At 59.9% G+C, this 16,886-nt stretch carries 12 protein-coding genes and 2 pseudogenes; 9 read left to right on the top strand and 5 right to left on the bottom strand.

Going from position 1 to position 16,886, the window contains the following annotated elements; translation table 11 throughout:
• Nucleotides 1–674: 674 nt before the first annotated feature.
• Nucleotides 675–2,618, bottom strand: a complete 1,944-nt coding sequence (locus IFT57_RS02770; RefSeq protein WP_192150393.1) for a methyl-accepting chemotaxis protein — start codon at nucleotides 2,616–2,618, stop codon at nucleotides 675–677.
• A 252-nt stretch (nucleotides 2,619–2,870) separates the two neighbouring features.
• On the opposite strand from IFT57_RS02770, the gene IFT57_RS02765 reads away from it, so the two are divergent.
• Nucleotides 2,871–3,755 carry a hypothetical protein gene (locus IFT57_RS02765; protein ID WP_244657232.1) on the top strand — a complete coding sequence of 295 codons (885 nt, stop codon included), beginning with the start codon at nucleotides 2,871–2,873 and terminating at the stop codon, nucleotides 3,753–3,755.
• A gap of 273 nt (nucleotides 3,756–4,028) precedes the next feature.
• Nucleotides 4,029–4,310: a hypothetical protein gene (locus IFT57_RS02760; RefSeq protein ID WP_192150391.1), complete on the top strand. Its 282-nt coding sequence runs from the start codon at nucleotides 4,029–4,031 to the stop codon at nucleotides 4,308–4,310.
• 84 nt (nucleotides 4,311–4,394) lie between these two features.
• On the opposite strand, the gene IFT57_RS27230 is transcribed toward IFT57_RS02760, so the two are convergent.
• The 3 genes and pseudogenes from IFT57_RS27230 to IFT57_RS02750 all read right to left on the bottom strand — a co-directional run.
• Nucleotides 4,395–5,180 carry a methyl-accepting chemotaxis protein gene (locus tag IFT57_RS27230; protein ID WP_446730838.1) on the bottom strand — a complete coding sequence of 262 codons (786 nt, stop codon included), beginning with the start codon at nucleotides 5,178–5,180 and terminating at the stop codon, nucleotides 4,395–4,397.
• 69 nt (nucleotides 5,181–5,249) lie between these two features.
• Nucleotides 5,250–6,275: pseudogene (locus IFT57_RS27225) on the bottom strand (HAMP domain-containing protein); the annotation flags it as partial.
• A 578-nt stretch (nucleotides 6,276–6,853) separates the two neighbouring features.
• Nucleotides 6,854–7,420, bottom strand: a pseudogene (locus tag IFT57_RS02750) (mechanosensitive ion channel family protein); the annotation flags it as partial.
• 195 nt (nucleotides 7,421–7,615) lie between these two features.
• Between IFT57_RS02750 and IFT57_RS02745 the strand changes: the two are divergent.
• The 3 genes from IFT57_RS02745 (at nucleotide 7,616) to IFT57_RS02735 (ending at nucleotide 11,771) form a co-directional block, all read left to right on the top strand.
• A complete protein-coding gene (locus IFT57_RS02745) occupies nucleotides 7,616–9,802 on the top strand; it encodes an AAA family ATPase (RefSeq protein WP_192150387.1) in 2,187 nt (728 codons plus the stop codon).
• A gap of 4 nt (nucleotides 9,803–9,806) precedes the next feature.
• Complete coding sequence (locus IFT57_RS02740; RefSeq protein WP_192150385.1) at nucleotides 9,807–10,790, top strand: hypothetical protein; 984 nt, start codon at nucleotides 9,807–9,809, stop codon at nucleotides 10,788–10,790.
• Between the two features lie 708 nt (nucleotides 10,791–11,498).
• Complete coding sequence (locus IFT57_RS02735) at nucleotides 11,499–11,771, top strand: DUF3077 domain-containing protein (RefSeq protein WP_192150383.1); 273 nt, start codon at nucleotides 11,499–11,501, stop codon at nucleotides 11,769–11,771.
• A gap of 226 nt (nucleotides 11,772–11,997) precedes the next feature.
• On the opposite strand, the gene IFT57_RS02730 is transcribed toward IFT57_RS02735, so the two are convergent.
• A complete protein-coding gene (locus tag IFT57_RS02730; RefSeq protein ID WP_192150381.1) occupies nucleotides 11,998–13,263 on the bottom strand; it encodes a mechanosensitive ion channel family protein in 1,266 nt (421 codons plus the stop codon).
• 183 nt (nucleotides 13,264–13,446) lie between these two features.
• Between IFT57_RS02730 and IFT57_RS02725 the strand changes: the two genes are divergently transcribed.
• From IFT57_RS02725 to IFT57_RS27150, 4 genes are all read left to right on the top strand, one after another.
• Nucleotides 13,447–14,790, top strand: coding sequence for a DEAD/DEAH box helicase (locus tag IFT57_RS02725; protein WP_163007604.1), 1,344 nt, complete (start codon nucleotides 13,447–13,449; stop codon nucleotides 14,788–14,790).
• Between the two features lie 145 nt (nucleotides 14,791–14,935).
• On the top strand, nucleotides 14,936–15,328 hold the full coding sequence (locus IFT57_RS02720) for a transcriptional regulator (RefSeq protein ID WP_192150379.1): 393 nt from the start codon (nucleotides 14,936–14,938) through the stop codon (nucleotides 15,326–15,328).
• 293 nt (nucleotides 15,329–15,621) lie between these two features.
• Nucleotides 15,622–16,548, top strand: a complete 927-nt coding sequence (locus IFT57_RS02715) for a DMT family transporter (protein WP_192150377.1) — start codon at nucleotides 15,622–15,624, stop codon at nucleotides 16,546–16,548.
• A gap of 149 nt (nucleotides 16,549–16,697) precedes the next feature.
• Nucleotides 16,698–16,823: a PA1414 family protein gene (locus tag IFT57_RS27150; RefSeq protein ID WP_286916280.1), complete on the top strand. Its 126-nt coding sequence runs from the start codon at nucleotides 16,698–16,700 to the stop codon at nucleotides 16,821–16,823.
• Nucleotides 16,824–16,886 lie beyond the last annotated feature (63 nt).

Below are 16,886 nucleotides of genomic sequence, written 5' to 3'. Positions count from 1 at the left end.
GGTTGAACACGGACCTTGTGGGAGCGGGCTCTGCCCGCGAAGAGGGCGCTGCAGTGTGTCAGGCGTAATGCGGTGAGGCCTTCGCGGCCGATGACCGCTCCCACAGGTTGAACACGGACCTTGTGGGAGCGGGCTCTGCCCGCAAGAGGGCGCTGCGGTGTGTCAGGCTTTACGCGGTGAAGCCTTCGCGGCCGATGACCGCTCCTACAGGTTGAACACGGATCTTGTGGGAGCGGGCTCTGCCCGCGAAGAGGGCGCTGCGGTGTGTCAGGCTTTACGCGGTGAGGCCTTCGCGGCCGATGACCGCTCCCACAGGTTGAACACGGACCTTGTGGGAGCGGGCTCTGCCCGCGAAGAGGGCGCTGCGGTGTGTCAGGCTTTACGCGGTGAGGCCTTCGCGGCCGATGACCGCTCCCACAGGTTGAACACGGACCTTGTGGGAGCGGGCTCTGCCCGCGAAGAGGGCGCTGCGGTGTGTCAGGCTTTACTCGGTGAGGCCTTCGCGGCCGATGACCGCTCCCACAGGTTGGACGCGGACCCTTGTGGGAGCGGGCTCTGCCGCGAAGAGGGCGCTGCGGTGTGTCAGGCTTTACGCGGTGAAGCCTTCGCGGCCTATGACCGCTCCCACAGGTTGAACGCGGACCCTGTGGGAGCGGGCGCTGCGGTGTGTCGGCTTAAACTTTGAAGCGTCCGACCAGGCCCTTAAGGTGGCCGGAAATGTCCGTCAGCCGCCCCGATCCCGACTGTGCGGTGTGCGCGTAGCCTTCAACCAGTTGGGCATCGGCATGGATCTGCGCAATGTGCCGGTTGATTTCCTCGGCCACCTGATGCTGTTCCTCTGCAGCCGTGGCGATCTGGTTGTTCTGGTCGCGGATCGAGTCGACCGACGTGCGGATCCTGTCGAAGCTGTCACGTGCCTGCTGGATGCATTCGACGCTGTCCTGGGACACCTGCAGGCTGCCCTGCATTTGCTGGGTGATGACCTGGGTCCGGCGCGCAAGATTGCCCAACAGGCCATCGATTTCTCCCGTCGAGTCGGCGGTACGACGCGCCAACGCCCGCACCTCGTCGGCGACCACGGCGAAACCACGACCCTGGTCGCCGGCCCGCGCTGCCTCGATAGCGGCGTTCAGGGCCAGCAGGTTGGTCTGCTCGGCGATGGAACGAATGGTGCCCAGAATGCTGTTGATGTTCTTGCTGTCCTGCTGCAGCAGATGCATGGTTTCGGTCGACTGCTGCAGTTCCGAGCTCAGTTTGAGCACGCAGGTAGTCGCCTCGCCAATGCGCTGCTGGCCGTCGCTGACCTGTTGATAGCCAGCGTCTGCGCTGGTGGCGGCTTCGCCGCAGGAACGCGCCACTTCGTTGGCCGTCGCGACCATTTCGTTGAATGCCGTGCTGACCAGCTCCACCGCTTCGCGCTGGCGCCCAGCCACCTCATCCATATTGCGCGCGACCTCGCGCGTGTCGGCGGCCGCCACCTGCAGGTCGGACGATGCGGTGCCGATACGTTGCACCAGTTGGGCAATCATCCCGATGAACTGGTTGAACCATCCCGCCAGAGCCGCCGTTTCGTCCTTGCCCTGAACCTTGAGCTGACGCGTCAGGTCGCCTTCACCTTCGGCAATTTCCTGCAGGCCGTTGGCGACGCCCCGGATCGGCCGCACGATGACGCCGGCGAAGCTTGCACCGACGATAGCGAACACCACGGCCAGGGCTGCCGCGATAGCCGCGATCAGCCACGTCAGGTTCGATGCCCGGGCCATCACCTCTTCACGCTCGATCAGGCCGATGAAGCGCCAGCCCAGCCCGGCCGAGCTGACGATGTTGGCCATGTAGACCTTGCCGTCGATCTCGATCTGGGTCGAACCATCGCCATGCCTGGCCAGCTCGGCATAGTTGCTGCCCAGCTCGGCCAACGGTTTGAAGTTGTGCTGTGCATCGCTGGGGTCCACCAGAACGTTGCCGTTGGCTTCGATCAGCATCAGGTAGCCACTGTTGCCCAGCTTGATGTTTTTCACCAGCTCGGTCATCTGCTTGAGCGACACATCCAGGCCGACCACCCCGACCACCTTGCCCACAGCGTCGGTGACGCTGTGCACCGTACCGATCAACGACACATCATCGGCCGCCCAATAGTAGGCGTCCGTACGCACGGTGGTGCCGGGCGCGGCCATCGCCGCCTTGTACCAGGGCCGCTGGCGCGGGTCGTAGTTGGCGATCTTCGGATCGTTGGGCCAACTGGCGTAGCCGCCATCACTGAGCCCCAGGGACAGGTAGGCCGTGCTCGGATGGCTCTTGGCGAAGCCGTCGAAGATCTCCAGCAGGCGTTGATTGTTTTCAGTCAGGGGGATCTGTGGGGCGTCTGCGCCCGAGTAGTTCTTCAGATTCGTGGCGGCGACGATGCGAGGATCCTTGGCCAGGTACTCCACGTTCTGGCTGATGCCATCGAAGAATTGCTTCATGCCATTGTCGATCTGACGGATCTCCCGGCCGCTGCTGTCGACGAAGTCGGCCCTGGCGGCTTCGCGCAAGTTGAAGACGACGAGTACGGCGACCACGATCACCGGCAGGCAGGCGATGATCGCGAACCCCCAGGTCAATTTTTGCTTGATGTTCATGGCGTATTCCGCTGGTTTTATAGGTGTTGGTCGGCAGAAGGGAAGGCGGTGTACGGCGTGCAGTCTCGGGAATTGTTCTTCGCATCGCTTTCAACCTATCGGCGACGAAAGGTCAAGCTGAACCGCGTCCATCGCGCGCCGGACAGGCGGTCGCATCGGTACGCAAAACGGTGATGGGCTGGCAGGCGGCTCGCGGTACTTTTTCGGTCGCGCAGAGTCTACACAGTGACTTTTCTGACAGAGCTTTCGCGCATGCTTACCGTATCTCGTCTTCCACTGTTCGCCTTCGCGCTGGCCGCGGTCATCCAGCCAAGCGTGGCGGCACCGCGCAGCGTGCCTTCCATTGACACCGAAGACGCCGCACTGGGCAGTGTCGAGATCGGCGAGGAATCAGGCCGCTTTCACCCGCAACTGAGTGTGGATGTGCGCAATGGCGATTTCGCCCGCGGCAACTACGATGATGACGCGGCGAGCCTGGGTCGCGTGCCGTTGCATGCCCAGGCCGGTTTTGCCCTCGACCTGCACCAGGCTGTCGACGGTCGTGCCAATGCCTGGCTGGTGTTCAGCACCAGCAACGGTTTTCATGATCCATCGAGCGATGAAACGGCAAGCCCGCGGCGCTGGTACGAAAGCAACAACCTGCTGGGCCTGGTGGTATCGCCGGTCGAAGGGCTGAGGCTAGGGGTTGTCTATACGGTAAAGACCAGCCCGAACGATGTCGCCGACACCACCCAGGAGGCAAGCTTTACTCTGGCCTACCAGGCTGAGTCGGGGTTTGGCGCATGGCGGCCGGGCTTGGCGGTCACCAGCCGTACGCAAGGGGACAGTGGCCTGTATACCCAAGGCAGTGTGGAGCCGGGCGTGGACCTGAGCGATGCCGGTCTGCGCTTGAGTTTTCCCAGCACGGTCGGCATCGGCTGGAATGGATTCTATGGTCCCGATTCCGGCGACCGGCTCTATGCCCGCACCGGACTGGCGCTCGAGCAGCCTTTCAAATGGGGGGAGACCCGTTGGAGTGCCCGCGCCGAGGCCTTGGCAATCTACCGCGATGGCACCCTGCGCGAACTCAGTGGCCCGGACGGCGAAACCGACAGCGTGGTGCCTCAGGTGACCATGAGCCTGTCCATGGCGTACTGACAATTACCTGTGGGAGCGGTCATCGGCTGCGAAGGCTGCAGCGCGAGCTACCTGACACAGAGCGGCGCCTTTTCGCGGCCACGGACCGCTTCCACAGGATATAGGCTCACCTGTGGGAGCGGTCATCGGCCGCGAAAGCTTCACCGCGCAATATCTGTAAGAGCCCGAAACTCCAGTTCGGCGGCCAAGACACACCTTGATTCAGAATCCCCACTTCGGCAAAAAATGGTAACGGTATGATCTGGCGCATTCCCATTCCTTGCAGAGGTTTCCATGCAGTCCAGACTGATCGTTTACCCGGCCGTCGTCGCGCTGACCCTACTTCTCGCTGGCTGTGACGCGGCCGAGACCGCGGCGAACAAAGTCATCGAAACCTCCAAGACGCAGTTGGTCGAAGCGGCGCGCGACACCTTCAGCGAATCGGCCAAGCAGATCAACGAGACGATCGACAAGGCGCAGCAGAGCGCCAAGCCGTGGATGCAGAACAGCGACGACAAGGCTGAAACTCAACACTCTGCAGCCGAACGAGAGAACAAGGCCAAGTCCGAGGGTTGAATCCGGCCCGCGCTTGCACACCTCAACATGCGTCAGTCCGGAAGATCAGCAAGCAGGGCACACTACTCGCTGCGGCCGACACGGCTAGATCTTGAAGCTGTCCACCAACTGCTTCAAACGGCTGGCTTGCTGGGAAAGCGCATCGCAATTTCGCAGGGTTTCGGTGAGATTGGTTACGCCCTGCTGATTCAGCATGTTGATTTGGCTGATGTCCACATTGAGCGCCTCCACCACTGAAGTCTGCTCCTCGGTCGCCGCAGCAACGGATTGGTTCATGCCGTCGATCTCGCCGATTCGCTGGGTCACGATGGCCAGACGATCCCCGGCCTGGTTGGCCACCGTCATGCTTTCCTGACTCGACGCCTGGCTGGTATTCATCGTCACCACCGCTTCGCGCGAACCCACTTGAAGCGCCGTGATCATCTTGTGAATCTCTTCGGCAGACTCCTGGGTGCGGTGCGCCAGGTTTCGCACCTCATCGGCCACGACTGCAAAACCACGGCCCGCTTCACCTGCCCGCGCCGCCTCGATGGCAGCGTTCAAGGCCAACAGATTGGTCTGTTGGGAAATACCCTTGATCACGTCGAGGATGTGGCCGATGTTGTCGGTACCCGCGTTCAGGGTTTCGATCTGCTCGCACGACAGGCTTATCTTCTCGGATAACGTACTGATGGCCTCGATGGTGCGCGTCATCACCTGGCGACCATCGTCAGCCTGACCGCTGGCATCGCTGGCCTGACGCGACGCTTGTGCGGCGTTGCGCGCAATCTCCTGAGCTGCAGCGCCCAGTTCGTTGATTGCAGCTGCAACGCTTTCGGTGCGAGCGCTTTGCTCGTCGGAGCCTGCGATCGATTGGTTGGAAGAGTGCATGACCCGTTGGGCCAGCGCATGCACTTCACGGGTGGCCGAGGACACCTCGCCGATGGACGCATGAATACGCTCGACGAACTGGTTGAACGAGGTCCCGAGTTCACCGAATTCATCACGGCTTTCAACGACCAGACGACGCGTCAGATCGCCTTCGCCCTGCGCAATGTCACGCATCGCCCGACCCATGGTCACCAATGGACGCATCAATACGTTGATGAGCAGGGTCAGCAGCAAGGCAATGGCGAGCACGGCAACGACCATGGCGATCACGGCCGACGTACGGAACTGGCGCAGTGGGGCGTAGGCCTTGTCCTTGTCGATCGACAGACCCACGTACCAGTCTGCCGAAGGCAGCCCTGTGACCGGCGTGAACGACAGTAGCCTCGACTGGCCACCGAGGGTGACCTCCTGCAGATTCTTCTCGATTCGTGGCGTTCTGCCGGAGTAGATGTCTTTCAGGTTTTTCATGACCTGACCCTTGTCCGGCGACACCAACACCTGACCGTCTGCGCTGACGAGAAACGCCTCGCCGATCCCGCCAAAATCCACCGAGTTGATGATCTGCACCAACGTGTCCAGGCTCAGGTCGCCGCCGACCACACCCATCAATTGACCTTGGCGTTTGACAGGCGCTGCCACCGTGACGACCAGGCCACCTACCGATGCCAGGTAGGGCGGCGTCAGCATGACTTGATCCGCTGTCACCGCAGCTTTGTACCAAGGCCGCTGACGCGGATCGTACCCATCAGGCATCTTGGTGTCGGGACGTTGGATGAAGGTGCCGTCTGCCTCACCCATGTAGGTGAATTGAAAGTTGGTGGTGATCACGGGCTGGTCCAGCAGGCCCGGGTAGTCCGCCTTGTCGCCCTGATAGGCGATGTTCTGGCGCAGGTTTTCAATCACCAGAATCCGGCCGCTGAGCCAGTTCTTGACGCTGCTCGCGGTCAGCTCGCCCGACTGCTTGACCGATGCGCTGAGGTTCTGCTGGATGGCGCTGCGCTGCAGGTAGCCGTTGTAGAGCGTGAACAGTGCGAACGCCAGGATGACGATGCTGCACCCGGCGATCAGGATTTTATGGCTGAATTTCAAGTTCATGGACGCTAGAGGTTCCGGGGCATGAGGGAGCGAAAGCCGGGCGCAGTGCTGGGGATGCAGCAGCGCTGTCAGGCAGCAGGTCGGACTGGGGGCGAGCACCGGATGGCGGCAATCGAGTTGCGCCGACAACCGTCGTCTTCAGCGTTTCGGCTGCGGGCGCGCGAACATGAGAACTGATCGTGGTTTTCCGCCACATGGTCATCGGCCGAGGAGGGCGCGCTGTGCGGTGCCTGATACACCGCGGCGGCCCATTCGCGGCCACAGACCGCTCCCACAAAAAACCTGGCCCTCCTGTGGGATACCTGGCCCAACTGTGAGAAATCTGGCCCACCTATGGGATACCTGGTCCACCTGTGAGAATGCTGGCCCACCTGTAGGAGCGGTCAGCGGCCGCGAAGGGCACACCGCGCGGTGCGTGATACACCGCGGCGGCTCATTCGCGGGCAGAGCTCGCTCCCACAGGGGCTGCGGCATCCCGTAGGAGCGGTCAATGGCCGCGAAGGGCGCACCGCGTGGTACCTGACACACCGCGGCGCTTGTTTCGCGGCCACGGACCGCTCCTACGAAGGGAGTTGCTTTCAGTGCGGACCGGTCACTGCGGTCAACCCACCGCGCAGATCGGCGCCGCTGGGCTTCTGGTAGACGCTCAACCCAAACTCGGGCAGCACGGCCAGCAGGTAATCGAAGATATCGCCCTGAATCCGCTCGTACTCGGCCCAGGCCGTGGTGCGCGTGAAGCAGTAGATTTCCAGCGGTACGCCCTCGGCGGTGGCTTCCATCTGGCGCACCATGCAGGTCATGTTCGGCTGGATGTCCGGGTGGGCGTTGAGGTACGCCAGCGCATAGGCGCGGAAAGTCCCCAGGTTGGTCATGCGCCGCTGGTTGGCGGACAGTTCCGCGACCTCGCCCTGCGCCGCGTTCCACGCCTTGAGTTCGGCCTGCTTGCTGCTGACGTAGCCACTGAGCAGGCGAATCTGGGTCAGGCGCAATTGCTCCTGTTCGTCGAGAAAGCGTATGCCGCTGGCGTCGATGTGCAGACTGCGCTTGATGCGCCGTCCGCCGGACTGCTGCATGCCGCGCCAGTTCTTGAACGACTCGCTCATCAGGCGCCAGGGGGGGATGGAGACGATGGTCTTGTCGATATTTCCTCCGGACAGCGGGCAGTCACAGTGAATGCGAACGGTCATATGGCTTACGCTTGGCATCTACCCTAAAACCGCGCGTCATTGGCTAATTGATCAGCCCCACCGCCTCGACGATCGAATTCCCAAGCTGATATCATCCTGTAATCGAAAAGGACGCGCCTATGTGCGCTGCGTCTCGCTAAGCAAGGATAGCCAATGCATAAAGTCGTAAGACCCACCACTCCACCCGAATTCCTTTCTTCTCCTGCTGTTAAAAACGCAAAGAAAAGTATTCTGGTGTACTTGCGTCTTGATCCAAGCGCGCGTTCGCAGCGACGAGACAACATCAACGAAAAGCTCTTTTTTGACAGATCTCTTATTGCATCGCTCCGAAATGTGTTTCATGGCAAATGTGCATTCTGTGAAAGCTATGCAGACAAGGATGGCCGATTAGTACACTTGCGACCCATGCGGTTTGTCTATGACGGTGCAAAGGCAAACCGTGATTACTATCTGTGGCTGGCCTTCGAGTGGCGCAATTTGTTTTACGCTTGCGCGCATTGCGCGAAAGCTAAGCAAGAACACTTTCCAGTGCGTGGCATAAGAGCGCCTTACTTAGCGTCATTTGAAGACGCTCAGAAATACGAAGACTCGCTTCTCATTGATCCGACCTCTGATGAGCCCAGTAAAGATCTTGATTTCTTGTACAACGGCCTAGTCATCGGGAAGACCATTCACGGTACCACCAGCATCGAGTTGCTGAAGCTCAATCGCTCAGAATTGGTCGTCGCGCGCAGAGATCGCATCCATCTCATGTGCGACACGCTGCTGTACGCGCCCCCTTCAGCGCTCTCTCGCATGTTTGCTGCAGATTCCGAGCACGTAGGCGCATTGCAGAGCATTATTCAAAAAATCGCGAAACAGTGGACGCAAAGCCCGAGCCAAGTACGCGGCGCGGGCTCGAGCTTAATCAAGCGCTTCATTAATGCTCTCCTGAATGCGTCCCCTGAGGAACGGTTGCAGATACGGGGCATCTTGGAAGTTATTCGCAATGACGCACGCGATGTATTCACGGGAGTCGTGAGGACTTACATCAACGATGATGAGCTTGCTAAAGCTTACTGGCCGAAGCTGAGGGAGGGAGAAATATCCTCAATACAGATCTCCAACTTTAAGGCTTTGGAGAGCCTGACCGTGACCATGCAGCCTGGCCGACGTGAGAGCAGCAGCTGGCCATGCCTGATGATTTTAGGAGAAAACTCAACAGGCAAATCCAGTATTCTCTGCGCGATAGCACTCGCGTTGATTGGTCGCAAAGAAGCAGCGAAGCTTCGAAAATACGTTCCACCTCTCGTCCACAGCGCTGATACCGATCATCACGACCAATCCGAAAACAGGCCGGTTGAAGTGAAGATCGGTTTTCATTACTCGGAGCACGTAGCCTCATTTGGATATGAACCGGAACGGCGCAGCATCACTGGTTCAGACAGCCCTTCGACGATTGTCATAGGCTATGGGCCAAGACGATTTTTTGATCATCGAATGCAAGACCTTCCGAGCGGAGCCGCAGCGCGCGTTCGAACTTTGTTCAATCCGTTAGCTACGATCCCCTACCCTGGCACTTGGCTCTCGGAACAAACCGGCCCAACCTTCGATACCATCGCTGCTGCATTGCGGATCGTGCTTGCGCTGGATGACAAGGACGAACTGATTCGCCATGGATACGATTTGGCGGTTCGCGCAAATGGCCGCACCACGACTATACATTCTCTAAGCGAAGGCTACCGCTCGGTTTTTGTCATGACTGTCGACATAATCCGTGAGCTTTTGGATCACTGGGATAACCTTGAACTGGCGCAAGCCGTAGTCTTGATCGACGAGATTGAAACCCACCTGCACCCCCGATGGAAAATGCAAGTGATGACCTCATTGCGGCGCGTTTTCCCTCGCGTTCAATTCATTGTCACGACTCATGACCCGCTTTGCCTGCGAGGGATGGATGATGCGGAAGTCATGGTGCTGAGACGCGATGCCAACAACATCATCAATCCCGTAGAAAACTTGCCAAGTATCAAAACGATGACTGCCGAGCAGCTTTTTACTTCCGATTATTTTGGTCTCAGCAGCACCACAGATCCGTCAACAGCGATTGAATTTGCCCGATTGGCAGGCGATGTGGTGCGTCGATCGCAGCAAGGCGAAGTACACGTCACACCGGCGAAGGAAACGACAGATCTAATCGACCGTCTAGTCATCGGTGATAGCGTAAGCGAACAGGTTATCCAGGAAGCGCTCATGAAATACCTAGAGCAGAGAGAGTTAGCGAAAGGTGATGTCCTCCCGCAGCTGCGTGAGGAAGCCGTAGACGCTGTCCTCCAGGTGTTGACCGAAGGGCGGAATTGATCTAATGCGCTATGTCGATCGCAGTACTGAGCCGGAGCCTCCATGCTTAAAAGACCCGAGCAACGCCGTCAAGGCAGAAAAGCTAGGCGCCATTAGCTACTACACACTCTCCGCGAGAATTCCTGGCAAAAAATTAGCCAGCTATAACTTCAGCGCATACGGTGAGTTTGAAGTCAAATCGTCGTTGCGAAGATTGTTTAAGAACAAATGCGCATATTGTGAAGGCCCACTGACTGGCGATATGGACGTCGAACATTTTCGCCCTAAAGGCGGTGTGACCGAAGACGATCAGCACGACGGTTACTGGTGGCTTACACACTCGTGGAGCAATCTGCTTGCGTCTTGCCCGCATTGCAATCAGAGCAGAAGGTGTCACCTCGTTCCACAGCATGCAACTGTCGCTGATTTTCTTAAGCTCCAATCGACACAGGCCACTGCGTCCTATGGCAAGGCAAATCAATTTCCGATACAAGGCCAGCGAGCTACCTATACGGCTCAAGACCTCACGGTCGAACGGGCGCTTCTAATTGATCCGACAGCAGAAAATCCCGAGCTTTACTTTAAATGGTCTAGAGAAGGTCACTACAGTGTCGCGCTTCCAACCGCCATCAATCTCTGGTCGCAATCGCGGGGACTTGCCGCCATCGACGTGTTTGCACTCAACAGACTCTATCTTGTGCATGACCGCACCGTACGTCTCAACGAGATGCGCACACAGGCCGAGCTGATTCTCGGACTGCTGGAAAAGGATATGCGCGATGGTGGAAACCAGGCGTGTGTCGATGAGGCAATCGTCCGCGTCCGGGAGCTCAAAAGCGCCTATGGCCCTCGAACGTGGTATACCGCGATGGTCAAAGCCTTTGTCGAAGAATTTACCGCAGCTCTGCGAGAACGCGTGATCACTCCTGCGCCTATGATCGTCATGAATGATTTCTTGCCAACAGGGCAAGACAGTGACGACGCAGTGCCCGATGCGGAAGTGGTGTAAGCCCGGCCAACCACGTTTCGCATCGAGTTAACGATAACGATATGAAGAGGTCGTTAGGCACCTACGCCGGATCGCAGATCAACTCAGCGCTCTCAAGCGCGAACGAAGGGTCAAGCACCAGGCTGGGGGCTTCGCGCTTGAATTCGGAGGTGAAGGTACGTCGTTGTCTGTTCATCTAACACCTCTGTGTGGCGAGCATTTTCGCCTAACAAGGTTTCCGGGGTTAGTAGGCCACTACATGTCAGCGTGACAACACGCTGTCGTGATAGCTATAACGATCGCAGTGGAACAGCTCATTTCCCCGGCCCTACGTTGCTAAAGCGCCATCGGAATGGGCATCACATCTCGTCAGAAATACCGTTTTATCCAGCTATCCCACGGCAGAGCAATCAACACAGCACAGTCGCGTTCACCCACTCGGCCTATCAAGCGCAACTCAGGTTGTGATCCCCTCCCTTCCAGTTAACCTCCCCACCGTCGCTGCATATTCAGTGACCCAGGCTTGGCGGCCTGAGAGATACGGCGTAAAGCGCCGCCTCACCCATCGCGGCTTTTTTATGCCCGCGATGTCGTGTTATGGCGAGTTGCGCAGGGACCTCTTCGGAGGTGCCGGTTCGTATCCCGGTCCGCCAACCTTGTGCAATTCGCCACCCTTCCTGCTTGGCGGCAGAGGGTGTCGATTCCTCACTCGATACGGATCATCACACCATGACTACTCTGCATAACTGCAAAACCTTGGGTATCACTTCGTTCGCCCGGTGCGGCGACGGCTCGCACACGTTGTTTCTGGTCAACTCCAATGTCCCCGCCGATGTGGCGCTCGAATATGCAGCGATGCTGCAAGCGAGCGTTAATCAGGCGCTGCTGGAGGCAGTGGAGGGGGATTCGGGAACTGCGCTGCTGTGGCCGGCTTTGTATTTAGGCGAGATGGCAAAGGCGGTCATCGATGATCTGGCTGAGGGGGCGAAAGCGGTGGGCTAGGCTTGAGGCTATCGCTTTCAGGCTTTCGTCAGGAATGTCTGAATCCTGAGGGGATAAGCATGGCTCAATGTCGGAGGCGGCTCATTCGCGGGCAGAGCCCGCTCCCACAGGGGCTGCGGCATCCCGTAGGAGCGGTCATCGGCCGCGAAGGGCGCACCGCGTGGTACCTGAAACAACGCGGAGCTTGCTTCGCGGCCACGGACCGCTCCTACGAAGGGAGTTGCTTTCAGTGCGGACCGGTCACCGCCACCAACCCACCGCGCAGATCGGCGCCGCTGGGCTTCTGGTAAACGCTCAACCCAAACTCCGGCAGCACGGCCAGCAGGTAATCGAAGATATCGCCCTGAATCCGCTCGTACTCGGCCCAGGCCGTGGTGCGCGTGAAGCAGTAGATTTCCAGCGGCACGCCCTCGGCGGTGGCTTCCATCTGGCGGACCATGCAGGTCATGTTCGGCTGGATGTCCGGGTGGGCGTTGAGGTACGCCAGCGCATAGGCGCGGAAAGTCCCCAGGTTGGTCATGCGCCGCTGGTTGGCGGACAGTTCCGCGACCTCGCCCTGCGCCGCGTTCCACGCCTTGAGTTCGGCCTGCTTGCTACTGACGTAGCCACTGAGCAGGCGAATCTGGGTCAGGCGCACTTGCTCCTGTTCGTCGAGAAAGCGTATGCCGCTGGCGTCGATGTGCAGGCTGCGCTTGATGCGCCGGCCGCCGGACTGCTGCATGCCGCGCCAGTTCTTGAACGACTCGCTCATCAGCCGCCAGGTGGGAATGGAGACGATGGTCTTGTCGAAATTCTGGATCTTCACCGTGTGCAGGGTGATGTCGACGACGTCGCCGTCGGCGCCCACCTGTGGCATCTCGATCCAGTCGCCGACGCGCAGCATGTCGTTGCTGGTCAACTGCACGCTGGCCACGAACGACAGCAGGGTGTCTTTGTAGACCAGCAGGATGACGGCCGACATGGCACCCAGCCCGGACAGCAGCAACAGCGGCGAGCGGTCGATCAACGTGGCTACGATGATGATGGCACCGAAGATGTACAGGATCATCTTGGCCAGTTGCACGTAGCCCTTGATCGAGCGCGTACGGGCGTGTTCGGTGCGCGCATAGATGTCGATCAGTGCATTGAGCAGGGCCCCCAGGGCCAGCACCAGGAACAGGATGGTGAAGCCCAGCGCAATGTTGCCGATGACGTGCTTGCTGTTGTCGCTCAGCACCGGGATCAGCCCCAGGCTGAATTGCACCACCAGCGACGGCGTCATCTGCGCCAGGCGATGGAAGACCTTGTTGTGCAGAAAGTCGTTGAGCCAGTGCAGCGACGGTCGGCGACTGAGCAGCTTGACCGCGTGCAGGGTAAGGAAGCGCGCCAATCGGCCCAGGGCGAAGGCGGCGATCAGCAGCAGGAACAGTGACACACCGGCCTGCAGGACCGGCTGGTCGTCCAGGCCAGTGATGAACGTGACGGTTTGGTGCCAGAGCGATTCGATGTTCATGGGGTGGCGTGCAGCTCCCGGATTGAAAAGGGGCGGGGATTAAAGCCCATCGAGTGGGGCAATCGCCACGCCTGGAAAGATTTGCACGCAATTTACCGACTTACGGGTAAAGAAATTCGGCTAATCGTGCGCAAACCGGTACCCTATGCAGTCGAATTTATGTACTCCGTCGAGGTAACACCCGTGTTTTCCCAATTCGCCCTGCATGAACGCCTGCTCAAAGCCGTCGCCGAGCTGAAATTTGTCGAGCCGACGCCGGTGCAGCTGGCCGCCATTCCCCTGGCATTGCAAGGGCGCGACCTGCGGGTGACGGCGCAAACCGGCAGCGGCAAGACTGCCGCATTCGTCCTGCCGATTCTCAACCGCCTGATGGGCCCGGCCAAGGTGCGCGTCGACATTCGCGTGGTGATCCTGTTGCCCACCCGCGAACTGGCCCAGCAAACCTTGAAGGAAGTGGAGCGTTTCAGCCAGTTCACCTTCATCAAGGCGGGCCTGATCACCGGCGGTGAAGACTTCAAGGTGCAGGCCGCCATGCTGCGCAAGGTCCCGGATATCCTTATCGGCACCCCTGGCCGCCTGCTGGAGCAGCTCAACGCCGGCAACCTGGACCTCAAGAAGGTCGAGGTGCTGGTGCTCGACGAAGCCGATCGCATGCTCGACATGGGCTTCTCCGAAGACGTGACGCGCCTGAGCGACGAGTGCGGCCAGCGTGAACAGACCCTGCTGTTTTCGGCCACCACCGGCGGTGCCGGGCTGCGTGACATGATCGGCAAGGTGTTGAAGGACCCCGAGCATCTGCTGATCAACAACGTCAGCCAACTGGCCGAAGGCACTCGCCAGCAGATCGTCACCGCCGACCACAATGTGCACAAAGAGCAGATCCTGAACTGGCTGCTGGCCAACGAGACGTACCAGAAGGCAATCGTTTTCACCAACACCCGGGCCATGGCCGACCGTATCTACGGGCGTCTGGTGGCGCAGGAATACAAGGCGTTCGTGCTGCACGGCGACAAGGACCAGAAGGACCGCAAGCTGGCCATCGATCGCCTCAAGCAGGGCGGCGTGAAGATCCTCGTGGCCACCGACGTAGCGGCCCGCGGCCTGGATGTCGACGGCCTGGATCTGGTGGTCAACTTCGACATGCCACGCAGCGGCGATGACTACGTGCACCGCATTGGCCGTACTGGCCGCGCTGGCAACGAGGGCCTGGCGATTTCCCTGATCTGCCACGGTGACTGGAACCTGATGTCCAGCATCGAGCGCTACCTCAAGCAGACCTTCGAGCGCCGCGTGATCAAGGAGGTCAAGGGGACCTACGGCGGACCGAAGAAGGTCAAGGCGTCGGGCAAGGCGGTCGGCGTGAAGAAGAAAAAGACCGACAAGGACAAGAAGGGCGACAAGAAAAGCGTTGCCAAGGGCCCGACCAAGCGCAAGAGCGTCAACCGTCCCAAGGCCGATGCACCGGCGCTGGTAAGCCAGGACGGGCTGGCGCCGCTCAAGCGTCGCAAGCCGGCTGTCAGCGAGTAACCTGCGCCAGTCAGGTCGGCCTCCCCCCCCCCGGAGGCCAGACCTGCCAAAACACCCCGCAAAGCCGTCTTCGCGCAACTCCCCCGCACCCACCCGGTCCCATGCCTGGCAAGCCCTTTCACTCATGTGTTGGAGGTTCTTCCGGATGACCACTTACGACTGGCAGTTGATCGAGCGGCTTTTGCACGAAGTGCAGAACGGCGCCAATCAGGATTTCACTGCGCACCGCTATGCCCAGGACCACGCCGATGCAACCGCCGCGCAGGGCGACACGCCTGCTGCCGTCGACCAGCTGCAAACCCAGGCGAGCGACTATGAAAAACTGTTGTTGGCGCGCGGGTTCATCGAGCAGCGTCCCGACAGCGAAGGTGGCACGGGCCGCAATTTCCAGTTGACGCTGCGTGGCTCCAGCCTGCTGAGCCTGCTCGACAGCAGCATCCCCGACAACGATCACGGGCTGGAAGTGCTCGACGAGCAGGACGATGCGCTGGATCCGGCTACCTTCGACGAGTTGGCCAGTAAACCGCAGATTGTTTGAGCCTTAGGTATGGGTTGAAACCGTGTTGCTCCCTTCGCGGCCGATGACCGCTCCTACAGGGGGGTGATGCGGTGTGCGTATGTGGGAGCGGTCAGTGGCCGCGAAGCAGGCGACGCGGTGTGTCAGGTGAATCGCATCAGGCCCTTCGCGGCCGGTGACCGCTCCTACAGGGGGGGGGGCGGTGTGCCGATTTAGGAACGATCAGTGGCCGCGAAAGTCTTGTGACGCGTGGCTTGTTACACTGGCGCTTCCTCTTTGCCTGAAGGCATCGTCATGTCGTGGTCAATTCGTCGATGAGCATCGAACGCCGTCAACCCGATGGGTTCGCACTCAAGGTCATGCTCGGGTTGTGCCTGATCTGGGGTATCCAGCAAGTCACCATAAAATGGGCCGCGCCTGATATCGCCCCGGTGATGCAGGCGGCCATGCGCTCGGGCATTTCCGCGGTCCTGGTGGCCGCACTGATGTGCTGGCGCGGGGGCTGGGCGCACATGCCCTACACCTGGCGGGCCGGGCTGCTGGCCGGTTCGCTGTTCGGTCTGGAGTTCTTGTTCATTGCCGAGGGTCTGAAATTGACCTCGGCCGCGCATATGTCGGTGTTTCTCTACACCGCCCCGGTCTTCACTGCGCTTGGCCTGCATGCGCTGCTACCCGCAGAGCGCCTGCGGCCCCTGCAATGGCTCGGCATCGCCTTGGCGTTCAGCGGTATCGCCTTCGCTTTTGCCGGTGGAATTTCCTGGCAACATCTGGACCGGCGCATGCTGCTGGGTGATGCGCTGGGCTTGATGGCGGGCTTGTGCTGGGGCGCGACCACGGTGGTGGTGCGCACCTCGCGACTCTCCGAAGCACCCGTTACGCTGACGCTGTTCTATCAGTTGATCGTCTGCGTGGTCGGGTTGTTGATCATCGCTCTGGCTACGGGCCAGTTCACTCAGGTCAGCTTTACCCCGGTCGGCATTGCCAGCGTACTGTTCCAGGGGGTGGTGGTGTCTTTCGCCAGCTTCCTGATCTGGTTTTGGCTGCTGCGCCGCTACCTGGCGTCAAACCTGGCCGTGTTCTCGTTCATGACCCCGGTGTTCGGCGTAACGTTCGGTGTGCTGTTGCTGGGTGAACCGCTGAGCGTGAATTTCATCCTGGGCGCGCTGCTCGTGCTGCTGGGCATTACCTTGGTCAGCGCCGAACAGTGGGTGCGCCGACGGTTGAGAACGTGGATAAGGTAATGAATTACTTGTCTGTCAGATGATCAATACGTAGGACTGCGACTTTTCGACACAAGTGCGTGAATGCATCCTACGTCGCTTAGCGCTATGATCGAATACAAGCGACGGACCATGACCGTCGTTCGGGCTTTTCCCTGAAGGGGGGCGATATGAACGGTAACTTGTACAACTGGCTCCATGATCTGGCTGTCGCACTGGGGCTGGTGCCGCCGCCACCACAGCCTGTGCCCATTCCGGCCGACAACCACCGGCCTCGGCAGCGTCCCCGGCGCTGAGTCCTCTGGGCCCGCCGCGCGCCATGCAAAACGCCCCTTACGGGGCGTTTTTCGTTGCTGACA

This window comes from Pseudomonas sp. CFBP 13719 (genome assembly GCF_014842095.1).
GTDB lineage: Bacteria > Pseudomonadota > Gammaproteobacteria > Pseudomonadales > Pseudomonadaceae > Aquipseudomonas.
The sequence above is the reverse complement of the archived record's forward strand: the minus strand, read 5'-3'. Positions and strand labels throughout refer to the sequence as shown.